At 49.3% G+C, this 18,395-nt stretch carries 17 protein-coding genes; 2 read left to right on the top strand and 15 right to left on the bottom strand.

Features of this window, described 5'->3' with window-relative positions; genetic code table 11:
- Positions 1–3: 3 nt before the first annotated feature.
- From fliL to fliF, 7 genes are all read right to left on the bottom strand, one after another.
- The gene (gene fliL, locus ACO0LI_RS22555; protein ID WP_162058738.1) at positions 4–507 is read right to left on the bottom strand and encodes a flagellar basal body-associated protein FliL; all 504 of its coding nucleotides are present in this window, start codon (positions 505–507) and stop codon (positions 4–6) included.
- A gap of 330 nt (positions 508–837) precedes the next feature.
- Positions 838–2,472, bottom strand: a complete 1,635-nt coding sequence (locus ACO0LI_RS22550; RefSeq protein ID WP_423035413.1) for a flagellar hook-length control protein FliK — start codon at positions 2,470–2,472, stop codon at positions 838–840.
- A gap of 20 nt (positions 2,473–2,492) precedes the next feature.
- Positions 2,493–2,933 (bottom strand): flagellar export protein FliJ, encoded by a 441-nt coding sequence (gene fliJ, locus ACO0LI_RS22545; RefSeq protein WP_423035411.1) that lies wholly within the window; start codon positions 2,931–2,933, stop codon positions 2,493–2,495.
- 32 nt (positions 2,934–2,965) lie between these two features.
- Positions 2,966–4,354, bottom strand: coding sequence for a flagellar protein export ATPase FliI (gene fliI / locus ACO0LI_RS22540; protein WP_422972591.1), 1,389 nt, complete (start codon positions 4,352–4,354; stop codon positions 2,966–2,968).
- A 5-nt stretch (positions 4,355–4,359) separates the two neighbouring features.
- Positions 4,360–5,043, bottom strand: a complete 684-nt coding sequence (locus tag ACO0LI_RS22535; RefSeq protein WP_423035409.1) for a flagellar assembly protein FliH — start codon at positions 5,041–5,043, stop codon at positions 4,360–4,362.
- Complete coding sequence (fliG, locus tag ACO0LI_RS22530) at positions 5,036–6,031, bottom strand: flagellar motor switch protein FliG (protein ID WP_110253190.1); 996 nt, start codon at positions 6,029–6,031, stop codon at positions 5,036–5,038. The genes ACO0LI_RS22535 and fliG overlap by 8 nt, the downstream gene beginning before the upstream one ends.
- Positions 6,024–7,715, bottom strand: coding sequence for a flagellar basal-body MS-ring/collar protein FliF (gene fliF / locus ACO0LI_RS22525; protein ID WP_423035407.1), 1,692 nt, complete (start codon positions 7,713–7,715; stop codon positions 6,024–6,026). Before fliF ends, fliG begins: the two co-directional genes overlap by 8 nt.
- Before the next feature lie 202 nt (positions 7,716–7,917).
- On the opposite strand from fliF, the gene fliE reads away from it, so the two are divergent.
- Complete coding sequence (gene fliE, locus ACO0LI_RS22520; RefSeq protein ID WP_422951340.1) at positions 7,918–8,271, top strand: flagellar hook-basal body complex protein FliE; 354 nt, start codon at positions 7,918–7,920, stop codon at positions 8,269–8,271.
- 131 nt (positions 8,272–8,402) lie between these two features.
- Here fliE and ACO0LI_RS22515 read toward each other — a convergent pair whose 3' ends face one another.
- The 8 genes from ACO0LI_RS22515 to ACO0LI_RS22480 form a co-directional block, all read right to left on the bottom strand.
- Positions 8,403–9,164, bottom strand: coding sequence for a flagellar brake protein (locus tag ACO0LI_RS22515; RefSeq protein ID WP_423035405.1), 762 nt, complete (start codon positions 9,162–9,164; stop codon positions 8,403–8,405).
- A 37-nt stretch (positions 9,165–9,201) separates the two neighbouring features.
- The gene (locus ACO0LI_RS22510) at positions 9,202–9,513 is read right to left on the bottom strand and encodes an EscU/YscU/HrcU family type III secretion system export apparatus switch protein (RefSeq protein WP_162058745.1); all 312 of its coding nucleotides are present in this window, start codon (positions 9,511–9,513) and stop codon (positions 9,202–9,204) included.
- Entirely contained in the window at positions 9,500–10,831 is a 1,332-nt protein-coding gene (locus tag ACO0LI_RS22505) for a flagellar hook-length control protein FliK (RefSeq protein WP_423035403.1), read from the bottom strand. The genes ACO0LI_RS22510 and ACO0LI_RS22505 overlap by 14 nt, the downstream gene beginning before the upstream one ends.
- A gap of 5 nt (positions 10,832–10,836) precedes the next feature.
- On the bottom strand, positions 10,837–11,172 hold the full coding sequence (locus ACO0LI_RS22500; RefSeq protein WP_422951343.1) for a flagellar protein FliT: 336 nt from the start codon (positions 11,170–11,172) through the stop codon (positions 10,837–10,839).
- Between the two features lie 6 nt (positions 11,173–11,178).
- Positions 11,179–11,649 (bottom strand): flagellar export chaperone FliS, encoded by a 471-nt coding sequence (gene fliS, locus ACO0LI_RS22495; RefSeq protein WP_422951344.1) that lies wholly within the window; start codon positions 11,647–11,649, stop codon positions 11,179–11,181.
- A 43-nt stretch (positions 11,650–11,692) separates the two neighbouring features.
- Positions 11,693–13,705, bottom strand: coding sequence for a flagellar filament capping protein FliD (fliD, locus tag ACO0LI_RS22490; RefSeq protein ID WP_423035401.1), 2,013 nt, complete (start codon positions 13,703–13,705; stop codon positions 11,693–11,695).
- Between the two features lie 120 nt (positions 13,706–13,825).
- On the bottom strand, positions 13,826–14,209 hold the full coding sequence (locus ACO0LI_RS22485; RefSeq protein WP_423035399.1) for a flagellar protein FlaG: 384 nt from the start codon (positions 14,207–14,209) through the stop codon (positions 13,826–13,828).
- Between the two features lie 100 nt (positions 14,210–14,309).
- Positions 14,310–15,797, bottom strand: coding sequence for a flagellin (locus ACO0LI_RS22480; protein WP_423035397.1), 1,488 nt, complete (start codon positions 15,795–15,797; stop codon positions 14,310–14,312).
- A 399-nt stretch (positions 15,798–16,196) separates the two neighbouring features.
- On the opposite strand from ACO0LI_RS22480, the gene ACO0LI_RS22475 reads away from it, so the two are divergent.
- Positions 16,197–18,395: a tetratricopeptide repeat protein gene (locus ACO0LI_RS22475; protein ID WP_423035395.1), complete on the top strand. Its 2,199-nt coding sequence runs from the start codon at positions 16,197–16,199 to the stop codon at positions 18,393–18,395.

The following is an 18,395-nucleotide window of genomic DNA, read 5'->3' as shown; positions in this document are numbered from 1 at the left end:
ATTTTATTGGACTACAAAAGACGTAAAGAAAACACCACTGACTTTTTGTGGCTCTCCCTTGGCGGTAAATGGCTGGGCAACTTTTTCGATAATGTCATTGACCAGTTTTTCCTTGCCTTCGGACGATAAAATTTCAGATGCATCCTTGCTTGACAGCAGGAGCAATAGTCGGCTGCGCACTTGCGGCATATTGGCCTTGATCAGATTGACCTGTTCTTCATCCTGCACTTGCAGTGTCATGCTGATTTGCAGATATTTGTCGCCATCGTTTGATTGCAGGTTGACTGTAAATGGTTCGAGAGCAAGAAATACCGGGGCTTTGGCTGGTTCTGCCTTATGTTCTTTTTCTTTGTTGGCAGGGGCTTTTTTAGTCAGGAAAAAAGCTGCGCCGCCACCTGCTGCGACCAGTAAGACGACAACCGCGGCGATGATGATCAGGAGCTTTTTCTTCGACTTTCCTGCTGGAGCATCGCTTGCTTCCGCTGCTTTGGCTGGTGCTTTCGCCATGGTTTTCCTCTCTATAGGCAATAAATGCCATGATTTTTACGTATTATGCATGATGGCAGGCATTTAACATCGGGGAAAAAGAGGGCGTATTTCAGCTTATCTCTGATGTTTGCAAATGAGTGAACTCACTTCATTGCCTGGATCAGCCTGTTCATGATCATTCTACATGCATGTACCAAGTTTTTTCCAGAGAGTAGAAGCTGATGTTGCTGCGTATGAGCAATACTTTTGTGTCAGAGCGTGAAATAAGGGCTGCAACAATGGGCCGGTGTGCAAATCCGGCCACCATTGCATGGCTTTAGCTCAAGAAAGAGTGTTACTGGCAAACATTCAGGCAAAGGTATCTACCAAGCCGTTATTTGTCTGTATCCTGGCCGGCGCTGTACTTGTTGTGCTGATTGTATTGTCTGGCAAGTCAACGCCAGTTCTTGCTGAGCCCAGGCTGCGTGGCTGTTGTTGCGCGAAATTTTGTCCCTGGCCTGCCGCCTGTGAATTAACAGAGAAACCTGTCAACTGTACGCCCGCATCGCTGAGCATTTGTTTTAAGCGCGGCAGGGCTGCTTCCAGTGCTTCCCTGACTTCTGGCTGGGCAGAAGAAAAGCTGGCGCTGGCTTGTTCATTGCTGACCTTCAGCACGACCTGCAAGGGGCCGAGGTCCGGCGGGTTCAATGTTAACTCCGCTGATTGCAAGCCTTCACCCACCATCCAGACAACTTTTTGGCCTACTGCTTTATCCCAGCCATTGCTGCCTACACGCGGTGCAATTTGCTCTGCTGCCAGCACTGCGGCATTGAATTGCGTACTACTGACCGCATTGGCTGCAATCACAGGTGGTGCCATGACTTGCTGGGCATCTTTGGCAGTTGCACCCGTTTTGACTTCAGATATACGTTCTGCCATGGCATCTTTTGCCTGTGCAATATCAGTGGCAAACGATTTTGGTGTGTCCGCCGCGCTTGCTACAGTGCGGGCTTCCCCAGTTTTGTCGTTGGTGGCTTTAGCCAAACTCAGGTCGCTGATCTTGGCATCACTAACTGCCGTTTCAGAAGGCGTGTTTGCGCTGACTGTAGTTGCGCCCTTGCTTGTCAATGCATCTTTTGGTGCGGGAGAGGTGAGTTCGGCCGCGCGGCTAATGGCATCCGTCAATTTGCCGGCCTCTTTATCGAGAGGTGAAACTAACGCAGTTTGCCCATTCTCTGCGAGTCTGGTCGTGGTTTTGCCATCAGCCTTGCTGGCAATCATTTGCGCAGCAATTGCTGCGACATCAGCTTTGCTGGCAGGGTCCTCAGGCTTGATCTGTTCCTTGCCCGTTGATTTGCCATCAAGCTGGGGAGCAGCAAAATCTTGATTTTCTGTGCCTGATTTTGTCAGGTTGGCGACCGTATTACTGTCGATCAGATCGCTTGCAGTTACCGCTGCGTCTGTGCTGGCGACGGCTGCAAGACTATCATTTTTACTGGTATCAACATCGCTGGCAACAGGCTTTTTGGCTATATCTGCAGCCACAGGAGCAGGATTGAGGTTGCCTACCAAGGCGAGAATTTGTTCGCTGATACTGAGTTCATCTTCTTTTTTGACATCAGTCTCGTCTTCTTTGCTGACTGTGCCATCAGTACTTGCCGCGTCTGTTTTTGCTGCACCGGGATTGTCAGGTACATTATCGTCATTCTTTGCCAACTTATTGCCGGCATTCGCCTGGTTATTGGCGTTGCCGTTGTTGTTAACGTTATTGCTGGCGTTGTTATTTGTCGCGTTATTGTTGTTCTTGTTCGTCTGGGTAGGTTTGTTAGCGCTGTTGGCATTGGCAGGGCGCGGCGCCTCCATCTCTGGTCTTTTTGATCCTGAGATTTCTTTATTCAGCATTTGATTGAAGCTGTTTTCGGCATTGCCAGACGAGTTGTTTTTGCTCGTTTTGGTGGCCGCAGCAGTTTTGTCTGTCGCTGTCAGTAGTGGATTAGCTTGCATTTGCGGTACCTGTAGATAAATTAGCGCTTATAAAAGAGGGCGCGCGCTGCCATTTCATCGGTTTGCTTCTGATCTCGTTTCGCTTCTTTCTTTTGTTGCACCGTTTGTGCCCGGTTTTGCAAAGTGTCATAAGAAAGGCGTTTTTTTTCGCTTGCCTGCCATTCGGTTTTTGCCATGACGATGCGATGTTCTGCATCCATGACAACTTTCTTTTGTCCGTCTATGGCTGAGTCCAGCTTGGCCAGGAAGGACAAAAAATTTGTATATTGCGACACAGTCAGGCCTTTTGCTGCACCATCCTGCAATCTTTGCGCGTAATCATCGCGGTATTGCTGCAGCAAACTCAGTTTTTTCTCAGTGTCTTCATGCGCGCGTATGGCCTTACCCAGAAGTTTGGCGGCATCGTCAACTTCTCTTTCTGTAATTTCTATCAGTGTGCTAATTGGTGATTTCAACGCCATGGTGATTTAAGTATAGTCGCTGGCAGGATTTTCTATCCGTTGAATAGAGCCTGAAGTTGGCTCAAGCTTTCTGGAATGCTGCATTTTTCGGTGATATCTTGTTGTAAAAAGGCAACTATTCGCCCGTTCAGGCGAATTGCCTCATCCAGCAAAGGGTCAGAGCCAGGAGAATAAGCGCCGACACTGATCAAATCCCGGCTACGTTCATAGCGTGAATACAATTGTTTCAGCCTTCTCGCCAGAGCCTGATGTTCAGGCGTGGTAATGCCATGCATGGCACGGCTGATCGATTGCTCAATATCAATGGCAGGGTAGTGCCCGCTCTCCGCCAGGGTGCGGTTCAGGACGATATGGCCATCCAGGATAGCTCTGGCAGAATCGGCAATAGGATCTTGCTGGTCATCACCTTCGGTCAGGACTGTATAAAAGGCTGTAATTGAGCCACCGCCAGACTTGCCGTTACCGGCACGTTCAACCAATACTGGCAATTTGGCAAATACAGACGGCGGGTAGCCTTTGGTTGCCGGCGGTTCACCGATTGCCAGCGCAATTTCCCTTTGCGCCATTGCATAACGGGTCAAAGAATCCATGATCAGCAGTACACTGCGTCCCTGATCCCGGAAATACTCGGCAATGGTGGTTGCATAGGCCGCGCCTTGCAGACGCATCAAGGGTGGGGCATCAGCAGGTGCGGCCACCACGACAGAGCGGGCCAGGCCTTCAGTGCCGAGAATTTGCTCAATAAATTCTTTCACTTCACGTCCCCGTTCACCGATCAGGCCGACGACGATAATATCGGCGGCAGTATAGCGCGCCATCATGCCCAGCAAGACACTCTTACCAACGCCTGAACCGGCAAAGAGACCCAGCCTTTGTCCCTTGCCCACGCTCAGCATGCTGTTGATGGCGCGCACACCCACATCCAGGGTATCGACGATAGGCGCGCGTTCAAGCGGGTTATAGATGCGTGCGCCCAATGGGGCAGATTCATGGGTGCCGAGCGGCCCCAGGGTATCGAGAGGGCGGCCATTACCGTCCAGGACGCGACCCAGCAACTCATAGCCTACTGGCAGATGCCGGCTTCTGTCACTGGGGCGGCGGCGTGGGTGATTGGCAATTTCATGTGCTTCGGGCTCTGCCGGGAAAACCGGCGAACCAGGCGTCACGCCGTCAAGATCACTGTGCGGCATTAAAAACAGCCTGTCACCATCAAAGCCAACCACCTCGGCTTCTATTTTGGCACCACTTTGCAGATGAATGCTGCAGGCACTGCCGACTGGCAGACGCAAGCCTACTGCTTCCATCACCAGGCCAGTGACGCGGGTGACTCTGCCTGACATGGACGTGGTCTGCACATGAGAGACCTGCTCACGACCGAGATTGAGCTTGGATTTCCAGTCGTTGATGAAGGTATCAGACATGTGCGTCAGCCTTCTTTACGATCACTGATTTGCATGCTGTCCAGCAGTTTTTGCCAGCGGCTTGGATAACTGGCATCGACAAGATTATGCTGGGTTTCGAGTTTACAGCCGCCGCGTGCCATACTGGGGTCGACGATGATGCGCCAGCCATCTTCACTCAGTGTCTCACCGAGCTGATTTTTAACCATGGCTGCGTCTTCAGGGTTCAATAAAATATGCGCTGGTTGTTGTACGTTCGCCAGTTGTGCAATGGCATCTTCAACGATAGGTAATATGACGGTCGGGTCGCTATCAAGTTTGGCCTTGAGCATGGTTTTTGCCATGTCCAGCGCAAGATACATTAATTCACTGCCCATTTGCTGGGATGCTGAATGCAATTGCTCGGAGAATGCCTGCGCCAAAAGTTGCAAAGAGTGGATTTCAGTTTGCACTTGCTCCATCGTTTCAGCATACGCGGTTTCCTGGCCATCTTTAAGGCCACGCTCATACGCTTCTTTGTAACCCGCCGCAAAACCTTCCTGCTTCGCTGCTTCTCTCGCTCTGTCGGCTTCCATCCGGCTTTGGGCAGCCAGATTTGCATTGGCGACCCTGACTTCTTCGACCTGGGCAGGCCGGTTGTCCCCAAAAGATGCCATTTCCCAGCGCTGGAATGCGGTCATGTCAGCTTTGCGGGGCGTATTATTAGACATAGGCATCTTCGCCTTTTGCACCTAACATGATCTGGCCTTCGTCGGCCAGGCGTCTGACGATGAGCAGGATTTGTTTTTGTTGCGCTTCCACTTCAGACAAGCGTACCGGGCCTTTGGATTCCAGATCCTCGCGCATCATTTCTGCAGCGCGTTGCGACATATTCTTGAAGATCTTTTCGCGCATGTCCTGATTTGCACCTTTCAGGGCGACAATCAGCGAATCAGACTGTACTTCGCGCAGCAGCAACTGTATGCCCTTGTCATCAATTTCAAGGATGTTATCAAAGACAAACATCTCATCCATGATTTTTTCTGCCATGTCGCCATCGTATTTGCGCAGGTTATCCATGACTGAAGCTTCATTCTCGCCACTCATGAAGTTCAGAATTTCTGCAGCAGCACGTACGCCACCGATGGATTTTTTCTTCAGGCTTTCGTTACCTGTCAGCAGCTTGGTCAGCACGTCATTCAGTTCACGCAGGGCGGTAGGCTGGATACCATCAAGCGTCGCGATACGCAGCACGATGTCATTGCGCAGGCGTTCAGTAAACTGGTTCAGGATTTCGCAAGCCTGATCACTTTCCAGGTGGACCAGGATGGTGGCAATAATCTGCGGATGCTCATTTTTGATCAATTCTGCAACGGAGGGGGAATCCATCCATTTCAGGCTTTCTATGCCGCTGGCATCCTTGCCACCAAGGATACGGTTCAATAAAGATGCTGCCTTGTCGTCGCCCAGGGCTTTGGTCAGCACATTGCGGATGTATTCATCCGAATCCAGGCCCACCGATGAACTGAGGTCGGCCGCTGATTTGAATTCTTCCAGAACCTTGGCGATGGCCTCATGCGGGATGGCACCGATGGCAGCCATGGCTGCACCGATTTTTTGCACTTCACGCGGGCCAAGATATTTCATGACCTCGGCAGCGCCATCTTCACCCAGTGCCAACATCAGGGTGGCGGCTTTTTGGACTCCATCTTCACTCATTGCTGACCCATGCCTTTACTACGTTAGCTACAATACGGGGATCGTCTTTTGCCAGTTGTTTTGCCATTTCCAGATTCATTTCATAGCTGGAACCATGTCTCGTGTTTTGCAATTCTGCTTCTTTCGACAAATTCACAATGGCAGCATCTTCTTCCTCTTTTTCTGCTTCTTCCTGAGCGCGTTTCTCGGCTTCGATGGCTTCCAGGGTTTCTTTGTCTTTACCCATCATCTTAAGTAACATGGGTTTCAGGAAGCCAAAAAACAAGTAGGCAAGGACGATGGCAACGCCTATGTATTTGGCGATTTCCTTAGCCATTTGCAATACATCAGGTTGCTTCCACAGCGGTAAATCTACTATAGGCTCTTTTTCAGGGCTGGCAAAGGGACTGTTGACCACGTTCAAGGTATCGCCACGATCTTTGTTGAAGCCCATCGCTTCTCTGGTTAGATCAGTGATCTGGGTTTTTTCTATATCAGTCAGAGGGCGTGTCGTGGTTTTGCCATTTTTATCTGTTTCTGTTTTGTAATTGATGACCACCGCAACAGAAAGGCGTTTCACCCCGCCCATGGGTTGTTGCGTATAGCGTATGGTTTTGTCCACTTCAAAATTCATCGTGGAGTCTTTTTGCATCAGGCCAGCGTTGGATGCCGCAGTTTGCGTATTGGCGGCACCGCTGGCAACGATAGGCGCTGTTGCCGGAACAGGTGGCTGATTGCTCAGTGCCCCGGGTATGCCGGATGGATTGCCAGCTTTATTGTACGACTCGCTGGTTTGCTGGCTGCGTATGGCAGAAGCTTCAGGTGGGGAATTGGGCTTGTACGTTTCAGCAGCCTGTTCAGAGCGTGAGAAATCGATGTCTGCAGTTGCTTCAGCGCGTACATTATTGGCACCAACGATAGGTGAAATAATCGACTCTATGCGTTTGATAATGTTTTGCTGATATTCCTGCACATACTTAAGTTGTGAGGGATCAAGACTGTTGTTCGCCATCTGCTTGGTCGGATCTGACAGCAGATTGCCGTTTTGATCGACGATGGTGACGTTCTTGGCAGATAACTCAGGCACGCTGCTGGCAACCAGATGAATGATGGCGCTGACTTGCTGTTGATCCAGCACACGGCTGGGGTAAAGATTCAATAAGACCGAGGCAGTCGGTTTTTGCTGATCGCGTATGAATACCTGTGATTTGGGAATGGCCAGATGTACACGTGCAGTCTGGACTGCTGAGACGGCCTGGATGGAGCGCGCCAGTTCGCCTTCCAGCGCACGTTGAAAATTCACTTGTTCCAGAAACTGTGAGATACCCAGCTTCTGGTTTTCCATCAATTCAAATCCGACATTGCCGCCCTTGGGCAGGCCCTGTGAGGCCAGTTTCAGGCGTGCATCATGCACCTGGTTGGCGGGTACGAGGATGGCATTGCCGCCTTCAGAGTATTTGTAAGGAATGTTTAACTGTTGCAACGAGGCAACGATGGCGCCGCCATCCCTGTCATTAAAGTTGGAAAACAAGACTTTGTAATCAGGTTGCTGGCTCCATAGCCATACACCCACCATGATGGCAATGGTAATTGCCGCACCGACTGACAGCATGATGTTGCGCATGGCTGGCGTCTGCGGCAAGCCAAATATGCCCGGCAGGGCAGGTCCAGGCGGGGCAATTGCTATATTTTCTGCGGTTGCCATAGTTCACCTTGTGCTAAGTAATGTGTCAGTGGATTGCATGCTTGCTGTTCCAGATATGGTTTTTTCCTTGATAGCGATTTTCCACTTAATTACCAAAATCAAACGCAGGAAAAACGATGCCTTTACAGTTCTTTTCCAAGCTCCCGTTTGCCATCTGGCTGTTAATGTAGCAAATGTGAAAGTCCACAAGATAGGTGATCAAATGAAAATGGGGGGCATAGACTCCAGCCGCATAGAAGCCATGGTTGCACAATTAAAGGCAACTGCGGCGAGGATGGAGGCAAGTTCAGGCCTGGGAGTAAGCCAGGCAGATAGCGCAGCACCGCCTGGCAGGCTGGATTTCGCAGAGGCATTAAAGGCTTCGCTGGAAAGTGTGAATCAGTCGCAGGTCAGTTCACAGCAACTGGGGCAAAAGTTTGCCATGGGCGATGATAAAGTCAGTTTGTCCGATGTCATGATTTCCATGCAAAAAGCCAATATCTCATTCCAGACCACCGTGCAGGTGAGGAATAAACTCGTATCGGCTTACCATGACATCATGAATATGCAGATATAAGCGCTCAGGAAAAGTGCAGGCAGGTTTCAGGAGTTGGCATCTGGCTTCGATCGTCAGTCAGAAAAAATAAAGCCCGATTGATAAAAATCGGGCTTTGCCCGTGAAGCTAATTAGCTAATTGTGTATTCATTTTAGCGTATGCCGGTTAACTTGGCATTGCGCTCCCGCTCCAGCTTCATGATGTAGCGTTGTATGCTAGCCAGTACGCTATTTGACATGTTAATGAACTGGCAGCCGAGGCGGCGGTTTGATTTGCCATTCAACAGGACCAGATCCTGAGAATTGCGAATTTGCAGTATCACATCCACCAGACCTATGGTCGGCAAATCAAGTTTGCATTGCTCGTAGATGGTACCTATGGTGCTATCCAAGACTTTTCTTTCATCCAGTATGGCTATGCCACCACAGCTGATATCCACCAGCGCGAGCTTCAATGTTTCCTGTCTGTCTTCCAAATGCACAGGTATCAGCGCACGGATAGGATTGGATAGAGGAGTATTAATACGATAATATTCGCGCCTTTGCAGGCGTATCATATTCGTTGGTATCTCAAACTGCAGGGCAGGGCGATCTTCAAACTCTATGCGTTCAAGATTCGATGCAGAAAACTGTATGCTGATCCTGTCTAGCAGACCTTCAAACGATACTCTGGGGGCCTCAATAATGCGCTGGTTTGCTAATTGACCAGGAGCACTATCAATAATTACCAGATTGGTGTCGTCATCAACGTCAAGTATGGAGGTGATGAATACTTCTGAGCCACTATTGATCAGCATGCTGATCAATTGTTTGCTTTCTTTCAGACCGCGCAACAGACCGATGATTTCCCTGCGGGAATCAACTTGAAACGGGCTTTGATTTTCTGTACCCAGACTCGGAGGTGTCAATGGCATATTTTTATAATGGTATTTTAAAATTGGGGCTGTTATTTTATTGTCGCCCTGAAGTCTCCGAAATTGTCTCAGACTTTTCCGTATCAATATGGTAAAGCCAAGCGAGCAGTTCTGCAACTGCCCGATACAGGGCTGGGGGAATATCTCTGTCAAGATCGACCTTCATGAGCAAAGAAACCAGCTCTTTGGACTGATGCACATGCACCCCATGCTCTTTTGCCCTGGCAATAATTTCTTCGGCAATCAAACCTTTGCCCTTGGCAACTACTTTAGGCGCTGCATCACCATTCTGGTAAGCCAGCGCAACGGCATTTTGTACTGGTTTGACTGGGGGATCAGCTGCGCTCATTTTTATTCACCACAAAAGACATCAGCGGTGAACCGGCCACCTGCATGGCAGCTGCCAGTTCACTCGCGTGATCCTTCAGGGCGGAGACAGTGCTACTTTGCTCAGCCCGTAAGGACAGGCCCAGATTACTTGACTGCAGATTGATAGTGGCCGTCACTGGCCCAAGATTGGGCAGATCAAAGCGAACCACCGATTGCCAGTTTACATTCTCAATTTCCTGCTGATGCTGATTGCCCTGGCTTTCTTTTTTTATTTCCCATTCGATTTTTTGCCCGGGGAAAAGCTCTCCTTGCCATCGTACGATATTTTGCTCCAGAACATTTAGTTGCTGGTGAATTATTTGGCCCATTTCTTTGTTGACCTGGCCTGAAGCTGTAGCGGAGTTGCCGGCAGTGATGTCTGTGGAGCCAATTTGCGCCTGGGGCTCAGCCTTGATGTCGTTGATAGGCCGTTTGCCCTGTGCCCATTCTGCAACATGGGACTCATAAAAAAGTCCGCTGGTGTTGATCTGATGTTGAAGCTTGGTGGCTGTAGCAGCGGTGTCTTTTAATTCTGCTGGTGCTGCAAGCACAGGTGTCTGGCTTGCAATGCTCAGTTTTTCGCCCTGATTTGGGGCGGTTTGCAAAATTTGTGTAATGAATTTGCCTGTGCTGCTTAATGATGTCGGTGCGCTGCTCAGGTGATCAGGGGTCGTATCAATGACATTATTGTTATTGATAATGGCCTTGGAATTGACTTCAGCCGATTTGGCTGTGGCTACGTCCTGGATACCGATTTTGGGCGCACTGACACCGGTGTCATTGGTGATTTTCTTACCTGCATCATTGACCGATAAGTTGACTATACTGGCCGTATCGGCTTTGCTACCGGGTTCGGTGAGGACCGTTCTGTTGGCGGTTTGGGGCGTTGGCGTCTTAACTTCGTCCGTTGCTGCGCCCAGATAATTGTTTGCAGGCAGTTGTGGACGTTTTTCTGTGCCTGCCGCGTAATTTTGCGGGAGAGGGGCAGGGAAGTGGGGATCTGCATCACGTTCCAGCAGGAAGGTCGGACGAGGTTCGGTCGCTATGAGACGCAAAGGAATCTGATCGCCCGTCTTGCTTCCTTCCGGCAACATCATCTTGGCAGTAATTCCTGCTACCCGAACAGTAAAGCTGCCATCCATCAACTTCGACAAAACCTCACCCTTAAGTAGCTGCCCCGTGACTAGCTGCGCAAGCTTGGGCGTGATGTCCTGTCTGGTTTCACTAATTGAAAGTGCAGCGGTAGGTGCCTCGATATTGGCGACTTGTTTTGACAGACTATCGAGTGGGGTAGCCATAAAAATCAGGCTGTATTACCTGCACCATAAGCATTGGATAGTTTTCTGTTGGTGCTGGAGTTCTTCATCAGATCAGACAACTGCGCCATCCAAGGTTCGGTAATGTCGCGAATCTCTTTGTCATCAGCAAGAATTTGCTTGATGATGCGAATTTTCTTGTCGCGCATATCAGCCGGCAAGTCAAAAGGGATTTCGCTCTCACGTATGGTTTGGACACGTGTAGAACAGTCATTTTCCAGTTTTTCCAATAACTCCCAGTCGCCTGAGCGCGCTGCTTCCAGCATGTCGCCCGTGATGGTAGCGACATTTTCATACAATGAGATTAGTTCCAGACTATTCATCTTGATTCAAGCCTCAACAAAGTTGGCAGGACGAGGGGACAATGGGTCCATATTCATTTTCGGTGCTTCTGCGACAGCTTCATTGTTTGGGGCAATGGCTTCCCATGAAGTTTTTAAATCTCGCAGGAGGTTTTTTACTTCATTGAGCATGTCTTCGTTATTATCCAGATTGGCACGGATTAAACGGGCACTCATATATTCGTAAAGTGCATCAAGATTATTGGCTATTTCACCACCAGCTTTTTTGTCCAGGCTGGCGCGCAATCCATTTTCAATAATGGCAATTGCTTTGGAAATTGACTGACCTTTAGAGGCTATTTCACCGTTACTTAAGTGCTGCGATGCATTGGAGATCGCTACGATAGCTCCTTCAAAAAGCATCACGATCAATTTATGGGGGCTGGCAGCAATCACGCCAGTCTCTATGCCTACTTTTGCGTAGGCATTTGCACCACGTACTTGAGATGAGCCAAACATAGCGATTAATCCTCTCTGATATTATTGATACTGCTAACTACATTCACTTCGTACTGGACGTCAGTGCTGCCAGTTGTTGCGTAAGAAATGAACTTGTATTATTTAAACTGCTTACAATCGTGTCCAGGGCTGTAAATTGTGCCCGGTAGCGTGCTTCTGTATCGAACAGGCGGCTATTCAAGATATCCCTTTGCTTGCCTATGTCCTTGATGCTGCGGTTGATACCATCTGTTGCGCTTGATATCGAGCCGGAAGTACCAACTACCGTGGACAAGAGAGAGGATACCTGAGACGCATAACCTCTTGAGAAATTGACCGTACCGCGGGCACCAAGTGAGCCGCCGCTGATCAATATTTTCAAACCTTCGGCATCCGAGCCAGTCGCTCCCGTTAGATACTGTCCGCTGCCAGCAGCGGTAATGCCATTCAGTTTGCCTGCTACGTCCACGCCCGCAGTACCGTTCAGCACCGTGCCGGTAAAGCTGGCAGCACCAGTGCCTGTGCCATCCGCCAGATTCACATTCGATGCACTACCATAGCGGGTTGATTGCAATTGCAACTGACCGCTGCCATTGATCGTGGCAGTAACTGTCGAGCTATTGTCTTTGAATGTGGAGTTGCCGTTGATCGAAGTCTGCAGCAAAGTTGCCAGTGAAGATGCCGTGTAAGTACCTGCAGCCAGCGACACCAGAGAAGTTTTGCCATCCAGGGTTACATTGATGGCCGTGTTAGCGGCAATGGTAGTGCTGGCAGCAGTCAGATCCAGATCACCTTGCAAACCACCTTGCGTGGCAATGGCTGTGACTTCCAGGCCATAAGCACCTTGCTTGGTCGCGCTGGTGGAGCTGGTATAACTGACCAGGCTATCTGTTGCTTTGCCGACAGAGGCAAACAGACCGCTGATTTCATTGAAATTCGTCGACAAGGCGGTATTCAGCTTGGATGAATCCACGGAAAGCGTGCCATCTTTCTGGAAACTGATGCCTATGCTGGCGAGGCTCGTAATATTCCCCCCCAGTCCGTTGACGGCGGTACTGAGTGTCGACCTGATCTGGCTTTGTACATTCCTGGCGGTAGAGTCGCCAATCAGAATGCCGCCTTTTTGAGTACTTGCATCATAACCAGTCAGGGTCTTCAACGTTGCCTGAAAATCATTAAAGCCTTTGACAAAACCGTTAATGGCAGATTGTATGCCGCTGGTATTGGCGCTCAATGACAAACTGGTCGTGCCCACTTTACTCAGGTTCAGGGTTGTGCCCTGTATGGCACCTGTTACTGCATTGGATGTACTGGAAATGGCAATGCCATTGACAGACAGCGCCGCATTTTGTGCCGTTGTTGTTTCAGTAAAGTTTTGTGTCCCTGCCGGATCATAATTTACCAGGCTTTGGATGGCGGCATCACCAGTAGCAGTGATTTTCAAACTGGACGTAGCGCCAGTTTTTGCTGAAGTGAGCACAAGATGGTAGGGCGTGGCGCTACCGTCGCCAACGATGGCCGCAGTTGCGCCTACTTTTGCTGCGTTAATTGCATCGCGAATACCCTGCAACGAGTTGTTGGCACCATCAATCGTCACTGTGCCGATTGACTGCGTCGCATCCTGGGTGAAAGTGGAGCCTGTATACACACCATTAGCAGAAGTGCCGCCAGCAATGGTGCCAAATTCAAAGTTGATGGTCGTGCTGGTGCCACTTCCTATACTGGCCGTGGAACTGAGCTGACCAGCGCTGGAAATGGTTTGCGCCTGTGCCAGCTTGGTGACATTGACGTTATAGCTACCTTGAGTAGAAACGCTGGTGGTGGTGGCAGACAAAATTGAGCTGTCGCCTGCAGAAGCAGTAAGCGACTGAAAAGTGCCCAGATTACTGAGGCCGGTAACATTGGACTGAAAAACGCTGAGCGCGCTGTTAAGCGTGCCATAAGCAGATAGCTTTGCCTGAAAACTGGCTTCTTTCTTCGCCAGTGTAGTCAGAGGCTGACTCTCCACCTGCATTAATTTGGTAATGAGACCGTTGACGTCCAGATTGGCGCCTAAGCCTGTCGATTGTATGCCCACATTGTTCCCCTTGTCAGACCGTACTGTACTAAATTATCGGCAAAGACAAACCAGACTTTAGAGGGGAATTTACATGCCAATTTAAAACTTAGATGCAGGACTGACTATATGATTAGCTAATTACGCTTGTTGTTTGATCAGTAAACCCTGTAGTTTATCCAGAGAGCGCGAGATTTCAAGGGCTTCCTCGGACGGAATCTGGCGTAAAACTTCTTTGGTTTGCAGATCAACCACCTTAACGACGACTTTATTACTATGTTCTTCCACACTGAATTCGAGTGATTGTGACAGAGACTGGATTGTCTTGTTGATATCATCGACAGCTTTAGTCACTTTGTCGAATTCCGGCGGTGCGGATGCAGAAGAGGCTGCTTTGACGGCATCAATGGTTTGCGTTGACGTTGCGGCAGACCTTGAAACGGGGGAGCTGGTATCGGGGCCTACTGCACGGTCAGTGATCAGTTGTCCTGATGGAGATGCACTCCCTATCGACCGGATGTCCATGATCTTTTCCTTCAAGAAAAATACCCCTGATCAAACAAATGACCAGGGGGACATGCTTTATGCTTTAAGTATAGACCTAATTTACATAAGCCTACTTCTATTAGCCACGCAACAGGGCCAGAACGCCGTTTGGTAAGCCATTAGCCTGAGCCAAAATCGCTGTACCAGCTTGTTGCAACACTTGACCACGTGTCAGAGACGCTGTTTCTTGGGCGAAATCTGCATCACGGATACGGCTGCGGGATGCTGTCAAGTTTTCAGAGTTAGTCTGCAAACTTTCGATCGCGGAAGAGAAACGGTTTTGATACGCACCCAGAGAAGCGCGGGAACTATTGATAGACTGCAAGGCCGCATCAATGGTCGTCAGCGCGGCGGTGGCCCCGGCAGCTGTACCCAGGTTCAGAGAGGAAACACCTGCACCAACGGTTACCGAAGCAGAAGTAAAGGCACCTGTCAGATTGGCAGCTGTCAAACCAGTACCAGTACCGTTAGCCAGAGTGATACCAGCAGAACTAGTGGAGGTCAGGGACAGTGTTGAAGTGCTTACGTCAGTTGCACCTGTTGCAGATACGGTAATACCTGTATTTGCAGCGGCAGCGGCAGCGTTTGTGCTGGCTGTTACAGTGATGTTACGGCCATCGGCAGCAGCCAGTGCAACTGCACCAGTTGATGTATTGAATGTTGCTGTAACGCCTGTTTGTGTGCTGATTGCATTAACTGCAGCAGCTACTTGAGCACCACGTTGTGCGCCGGAAGTAGATGCATTCAAGGCACCCAGATTTACGCCGTTAATAGTGATGTCGCCAGAGGCAATGGCTGTAGCCGCTGTACTTGCAGTACCTGCAATAGTTGTTGAACCAACAGTTGCTGTAACACCTGTGCTGCCGCTGATTGCATTGATTGCTGCTGCTTTGGAGATGCCGCTAGCTGTAGAGTTGGAGAAAGAAACACCATCTGCTGCAGAAGCACCAACTTGGTAGCCATTGATGGACAAGTCACCAGCAGCCAGGGCTGTAGTAGTAACTGCACCGGCACCGGCAACTGTTGTTGCGTAGCTGGAAGATGCACCAACACCCAGGGCGCTAGATTTTGCGCTGGAGATGGAAGCGATACTGATTTGATCGTTTGCTGTACCGTTGGCACCGACTTGGAAAGTTTGTGCAGAGAAGCTACCGTCAAGCAGATTCACGCCGTTGAAGTTAGTGCTGCTGGCAACGCGGTTGATCTCAGAAATCAGCTGACTTGCTTCGTTGTTCAGAGCAGCACGATCAGAAACGCTGTTGGAGCCGTTGGCAGATTGTACGGCCAGATCACGGATACGTTGCAAGTTGGAACCGATTTGTTGTAATGCGCCCTCAGCGGTTTGCGCCAGAGAGATACCGTCGTTTGCATTACGTGCAGCTTGATTCAAGCCGCCGATTTGAGAAGACAGACGTTCGGAAATAGCCAGACCAGCAGCATCATCTTTAGCGCTATTAATACGCAGACCGGAAGACAGACGTTGCAGGGATGTGTTCAGCGCAGATTGCGATGTAGTCAAGTTACGTTGTGCATTCAGCGATGCAATATTGGTATTAATAACAGCCATGGTAATTCTCCCTAAGTTATTCAAATTGGCGTAGTAGCCTGAAACTTTGGTCTTTCGTGCTGACTATTGGACCGCCGTTGTAAAGGGTATCGGTAGAGACTAAAAAAGTTTTAGCGTGTTTCTGAAAATAAATCTTATTTTTTTCGCTCAAGTTTTTTTAGCCATTCCGCTTGTCGGCGCTTTTTTTAAATACTTTAGGGTCTAATTTGATTTAGTTTTGGGGCTTTATTTAACACATGGAAACAAAATCATTGGCTATAAAATAAGCCTGAGCATGGTGGTTTCTGGTATTTTCCAGTCTGGACATGCAGTTTTAATCATTTTGCTTACTTAATTTGTAAGTCAGATGAGGCAATTGTAAAAAAGTTTAATGATAAAAAGCTGACTTGGGGACTGGACATGGCAAAAACGAGTTTTGATGCGCGAAAAGCAATGCGCGATGTTCATCGACTTTTCGATGCTGGTTCTGTATCCGACGCCAGGCAAGGCTGCCTGACTATCATCAGGCATTTTCCGCGCCACGCGGAAGCTCTATATGCCCTGGCCAGAATGGCTGGTGACGCGGATGAGAGTGACGAAGCCATGGGATATCTGAAGCTGGCTTTTGACGTCATGCCTCATTTTCCTGACAACAGGAAGATTGCTTTCGGCATATTCAATAAATATTTACTGGCGAAACAGTACCCCCAATTGGAAGAGGCCGGCCTTTGGCTATCAACTTATTTGCCACGGGACGGTATCGTTTGGGACTATATAGGTGTAGCCAGGATAGAGCAGGCCAAGTTTCCGCAAGCACTTGACGTGTTAAGCAAGGCAATTACCTTGTTACCAAATAACCCACACATACTTGCCAATATGGGCAACGTGCTGATTGCTCTTGAGCGTTGTTCTGATGCCATCGTGTATCTGGAGAAAGCACTGGCAATTCAGCCAGAGATGGTTGTTGGCCTCAATAATCTGGGAAATGCACTGCGTTTCATAGGCAAGACAGAGGAGGCAATAGCGACTATATCGAAAGCAGTTCAATTAGACCCAGGTTTGCCCTATCTGTACAATAATCTTGGCCTCGCTTATCGCGAGCACGGTATGTATAGCGTTGCCATCGCACAATACCGGCACGCCTTGCAACTGCAGCCAGAGCTGGTGCAGGTTTATCCTAATCTGATTGATGCACTGCGTCAGAACGGGCAAGTGCAGGAGTCCATAGAGTGCGGGCAGCATGCGCTGACGCTGACCCACGATATTCCTGAAATCTGGGGGGCTTATGGTGACACCTTGCGCGAGGCAAACCACTTGGATGCGGCGATCGAAGCGTATATCAAAGCTCTGTCTTTCAAGCAGGATAGCCTGTCTTCTTTCAACCGGAAAATTTACACGAACCTGTTATTTTGTCTGAATTACCATCCGGATTTAACGCCTGAGGTGATTTATAACGCTTATCATGAATTTGATTTGCGTTTTACTGCGCCGCTCAAGGCAACATGGAAGAAATTTGAAAATGCCCGAGTGCCGGGTAGGCGTCTCAAGGTAGGTTATGTGACGCAAGCTTTTTATAATCATGTTTGCAAGTATTTCCTGCTGCCGCTGATAGAAGCGCATGACAAGGATCAGGTTGAGGTCTATGCCTATGCAAATCCACCTTTCGAGGATGAGGTGACTGATTACTATAAGAAGCAGGTAGATCACTGGGTGCCAACCCGGGATTTGACGGATGAGGCGCTGGCCGAGCGTATTCGTGCCGATGGTATTGATGTTCTGGTGGATGTGGCAGGCCATACCAATGGCAATCGTTTACCGGTCTTTGCGCGCAAACCAGCTCCTGTTTCCTTGCACTGGCTGGAATATGGTTATACAACTGGCTTGAGTGCGATCGATTATTACTTGACTGACAAGCCCACAATTACGGACAATTGCGCCCATTTATTTTCAGAGAAAGTATGGTGCCTGGATGGCCCTGCCTATGTTTACAGACCCGACACGCGCAAGGCAGAACTGACACCTTCGCCTTTTGAGCAGACCGGCATAGTTACCTTTGGCAGTTTGTCACGTTCCACCAGGATTAATCACCGTGTTGTACGTGTTTGGGCAACCATATTGGATGCGATGCCCAATTCCCAATTGATTATCAATAGTGGCGACTTTAAAGATCCTCAGGTGCAGGATGAAATGGCGTCACGGTTCATGCGTTATGGTATTGAACGCTCACGTTTGCACATAGGGTTCACCACGCCCTCCTGGGAAGTGCTGAAACATATAGATATCAGTCTTGATTGTTTCCCGCATAATTCAGGAACGACCTTGCTGGAATCTTTATATATGGGCATTCCATTCATCTCGCTGGCAGACCGGCCTTCTGTTGGCCGTATCGGTGCAAGTATTCTGACTGCGATTGGTCATGAAGAATGGCAAGCGTATACTGAAGATGAATATGCGCAAAAAGCAATTATTCTGGCGCACGACCTGGATCGTTTGCGTAGCTTAAGAGCTGGTTTGCGCCAGGAAATGGAGCAATCCTTGCTCATGAATGAACCTGCATTCGCTCGTTCAGTCGAAAAAGCTTATCGCCAGATGTGGCAAATTTATTGTGAAGGACAGTAA

This window comes from Undibacterium sp. Tian12W (assembly GCF_049339405.1).
Classification (GTDB): domain Bacteria; phylum Pseudomonadota; class Gammaproteobacteria; order Burkholderiales; family Burkholderiaceae_D; genus Undibacterium.
Note: the sequence above shows the minus strand (reverse complement) of the source record. Positions and strands in the feature narration are given on the sequence as shown.

What these genes read in the sequence shown, in the direction of transcription:
- ACO0LI_RS22510 (WP_162058745.1), bottom strand. Translation starts at nt 9,513, where the DNA reads ATGAGCGCAGCTGATCCCCCAGTCAAACCAGTACAAAATGCCGTTGCG.
- fliE (WP_422951340.1), top strand. Translation starts at nt 7,918, where the DNA reads ATGAAAATGGGGGGCATAGACTCCAGCCGCATAGAAGCCATGGTTGCA.
- fliJ (WP_423035411.1), bottom strand. Translation starts at nt 2,933, where the DNA reads ATGGCGTTGAAATCACCAATTAGCACACTGATAGAAATTACAGAAAGA.
- fliF (WP_423035407.1), bottom strand. Translation starts at nt 7,715, where the DNA reads ATGGCAACCGCAGAAAATATAGCAATTGCCCCGCCTGGACCTGCCCTG.
- ACO0LI_RS22480 (WP_423035397.1), bottom strand. Translation starts at nt 15,797, where the DNA reads ATGGCTGTTATTAATACCAATATTGCATCGCTGAATGCACAACGTAAC.
- ACO0LI_RS22485 (WP_423035399.1), bottom strand. Translation starts at nt 14,209, where the DNA reads ATGGACATCCGGTCGATAGGGAGTGCATCTCCATCAGGACAACTGATC.
- ACO0LI_RS22550 (WP_423035413.1), bottom strand. Translation starts at nt 2,472, where the DNA reads ATGCAAGCTAATCCACTACTGACAGCGACAGACAAAACTGCTGCGGCC.
- fliS (WP_422951344.1), bottom strand. Translation starts at nt 11,649, where the DNA reads ATGTTTGGCTCATCTCAAGTACGTGGTGCAAATGCCTACGCAAAAGTA.
- fliL (WP_162058738.1), bottom strand. Translation starts at nt 507, where the DNA reads ATGGCGAAAGCACCAGCCAAAGCAGCGGAAGCAAGCGATGCTCCAGCA.
- fliG (WP_110253190.1), bottom strand. Translation starts at nt 6,031, where the DNA reads ATGAGTGAAGATGGAGTCCAAAAAGCCGCCACCCTGATGTTGGCACTG.
- fliI (WP_422972591.1), bottom strand. Translation starts at nt 4,354, where the DNA reads ATGTCTGATACCTTCATCAACGACTGGAAATCCAAGCTCAATCTCGGT.
- ACO0LI_RS22535 (WP_423035409.1), bottom strand. Translation starts at nt 5,043, where the DNA reads ATGTCTAATAATACGCCCCGCAAAGCTGACATGACCGCATTCCAGCGC.
- ACO0LI_RS22505 (WP_423035403.1), bottom strand. Translation starts at nt 10,831, where the DNA reads ATGGCTACCCCACTCGATAGTCTGTCAAAACAAGTCGCCAATATCGAG.
- ACO0LI_RS22500 (WP_422951343.1), bottom strand. Translation starts at nt 11,172, where the DNA reads ATGAATAGTCTGGAACTAATCTCATTGTATGAAAATGTCGCTACCATC.
- ACO0LI_RS22515 (WP_423035405.1), bottom strand. Translation starts at nt 9,164, where the DNA reads ATGCCATTGACACCTCCGAGTCTGGGTACAGAAAATCAAAGCCCGTTT.
- ACO0LI_RS22475 (WP_423035395.1), top strand. Translation starts at nt 16,197, where the DNA reads ATGGCAAAAACGAGTTTTGATGCGCGAAAAGCAATGCGCGATGTTCAT.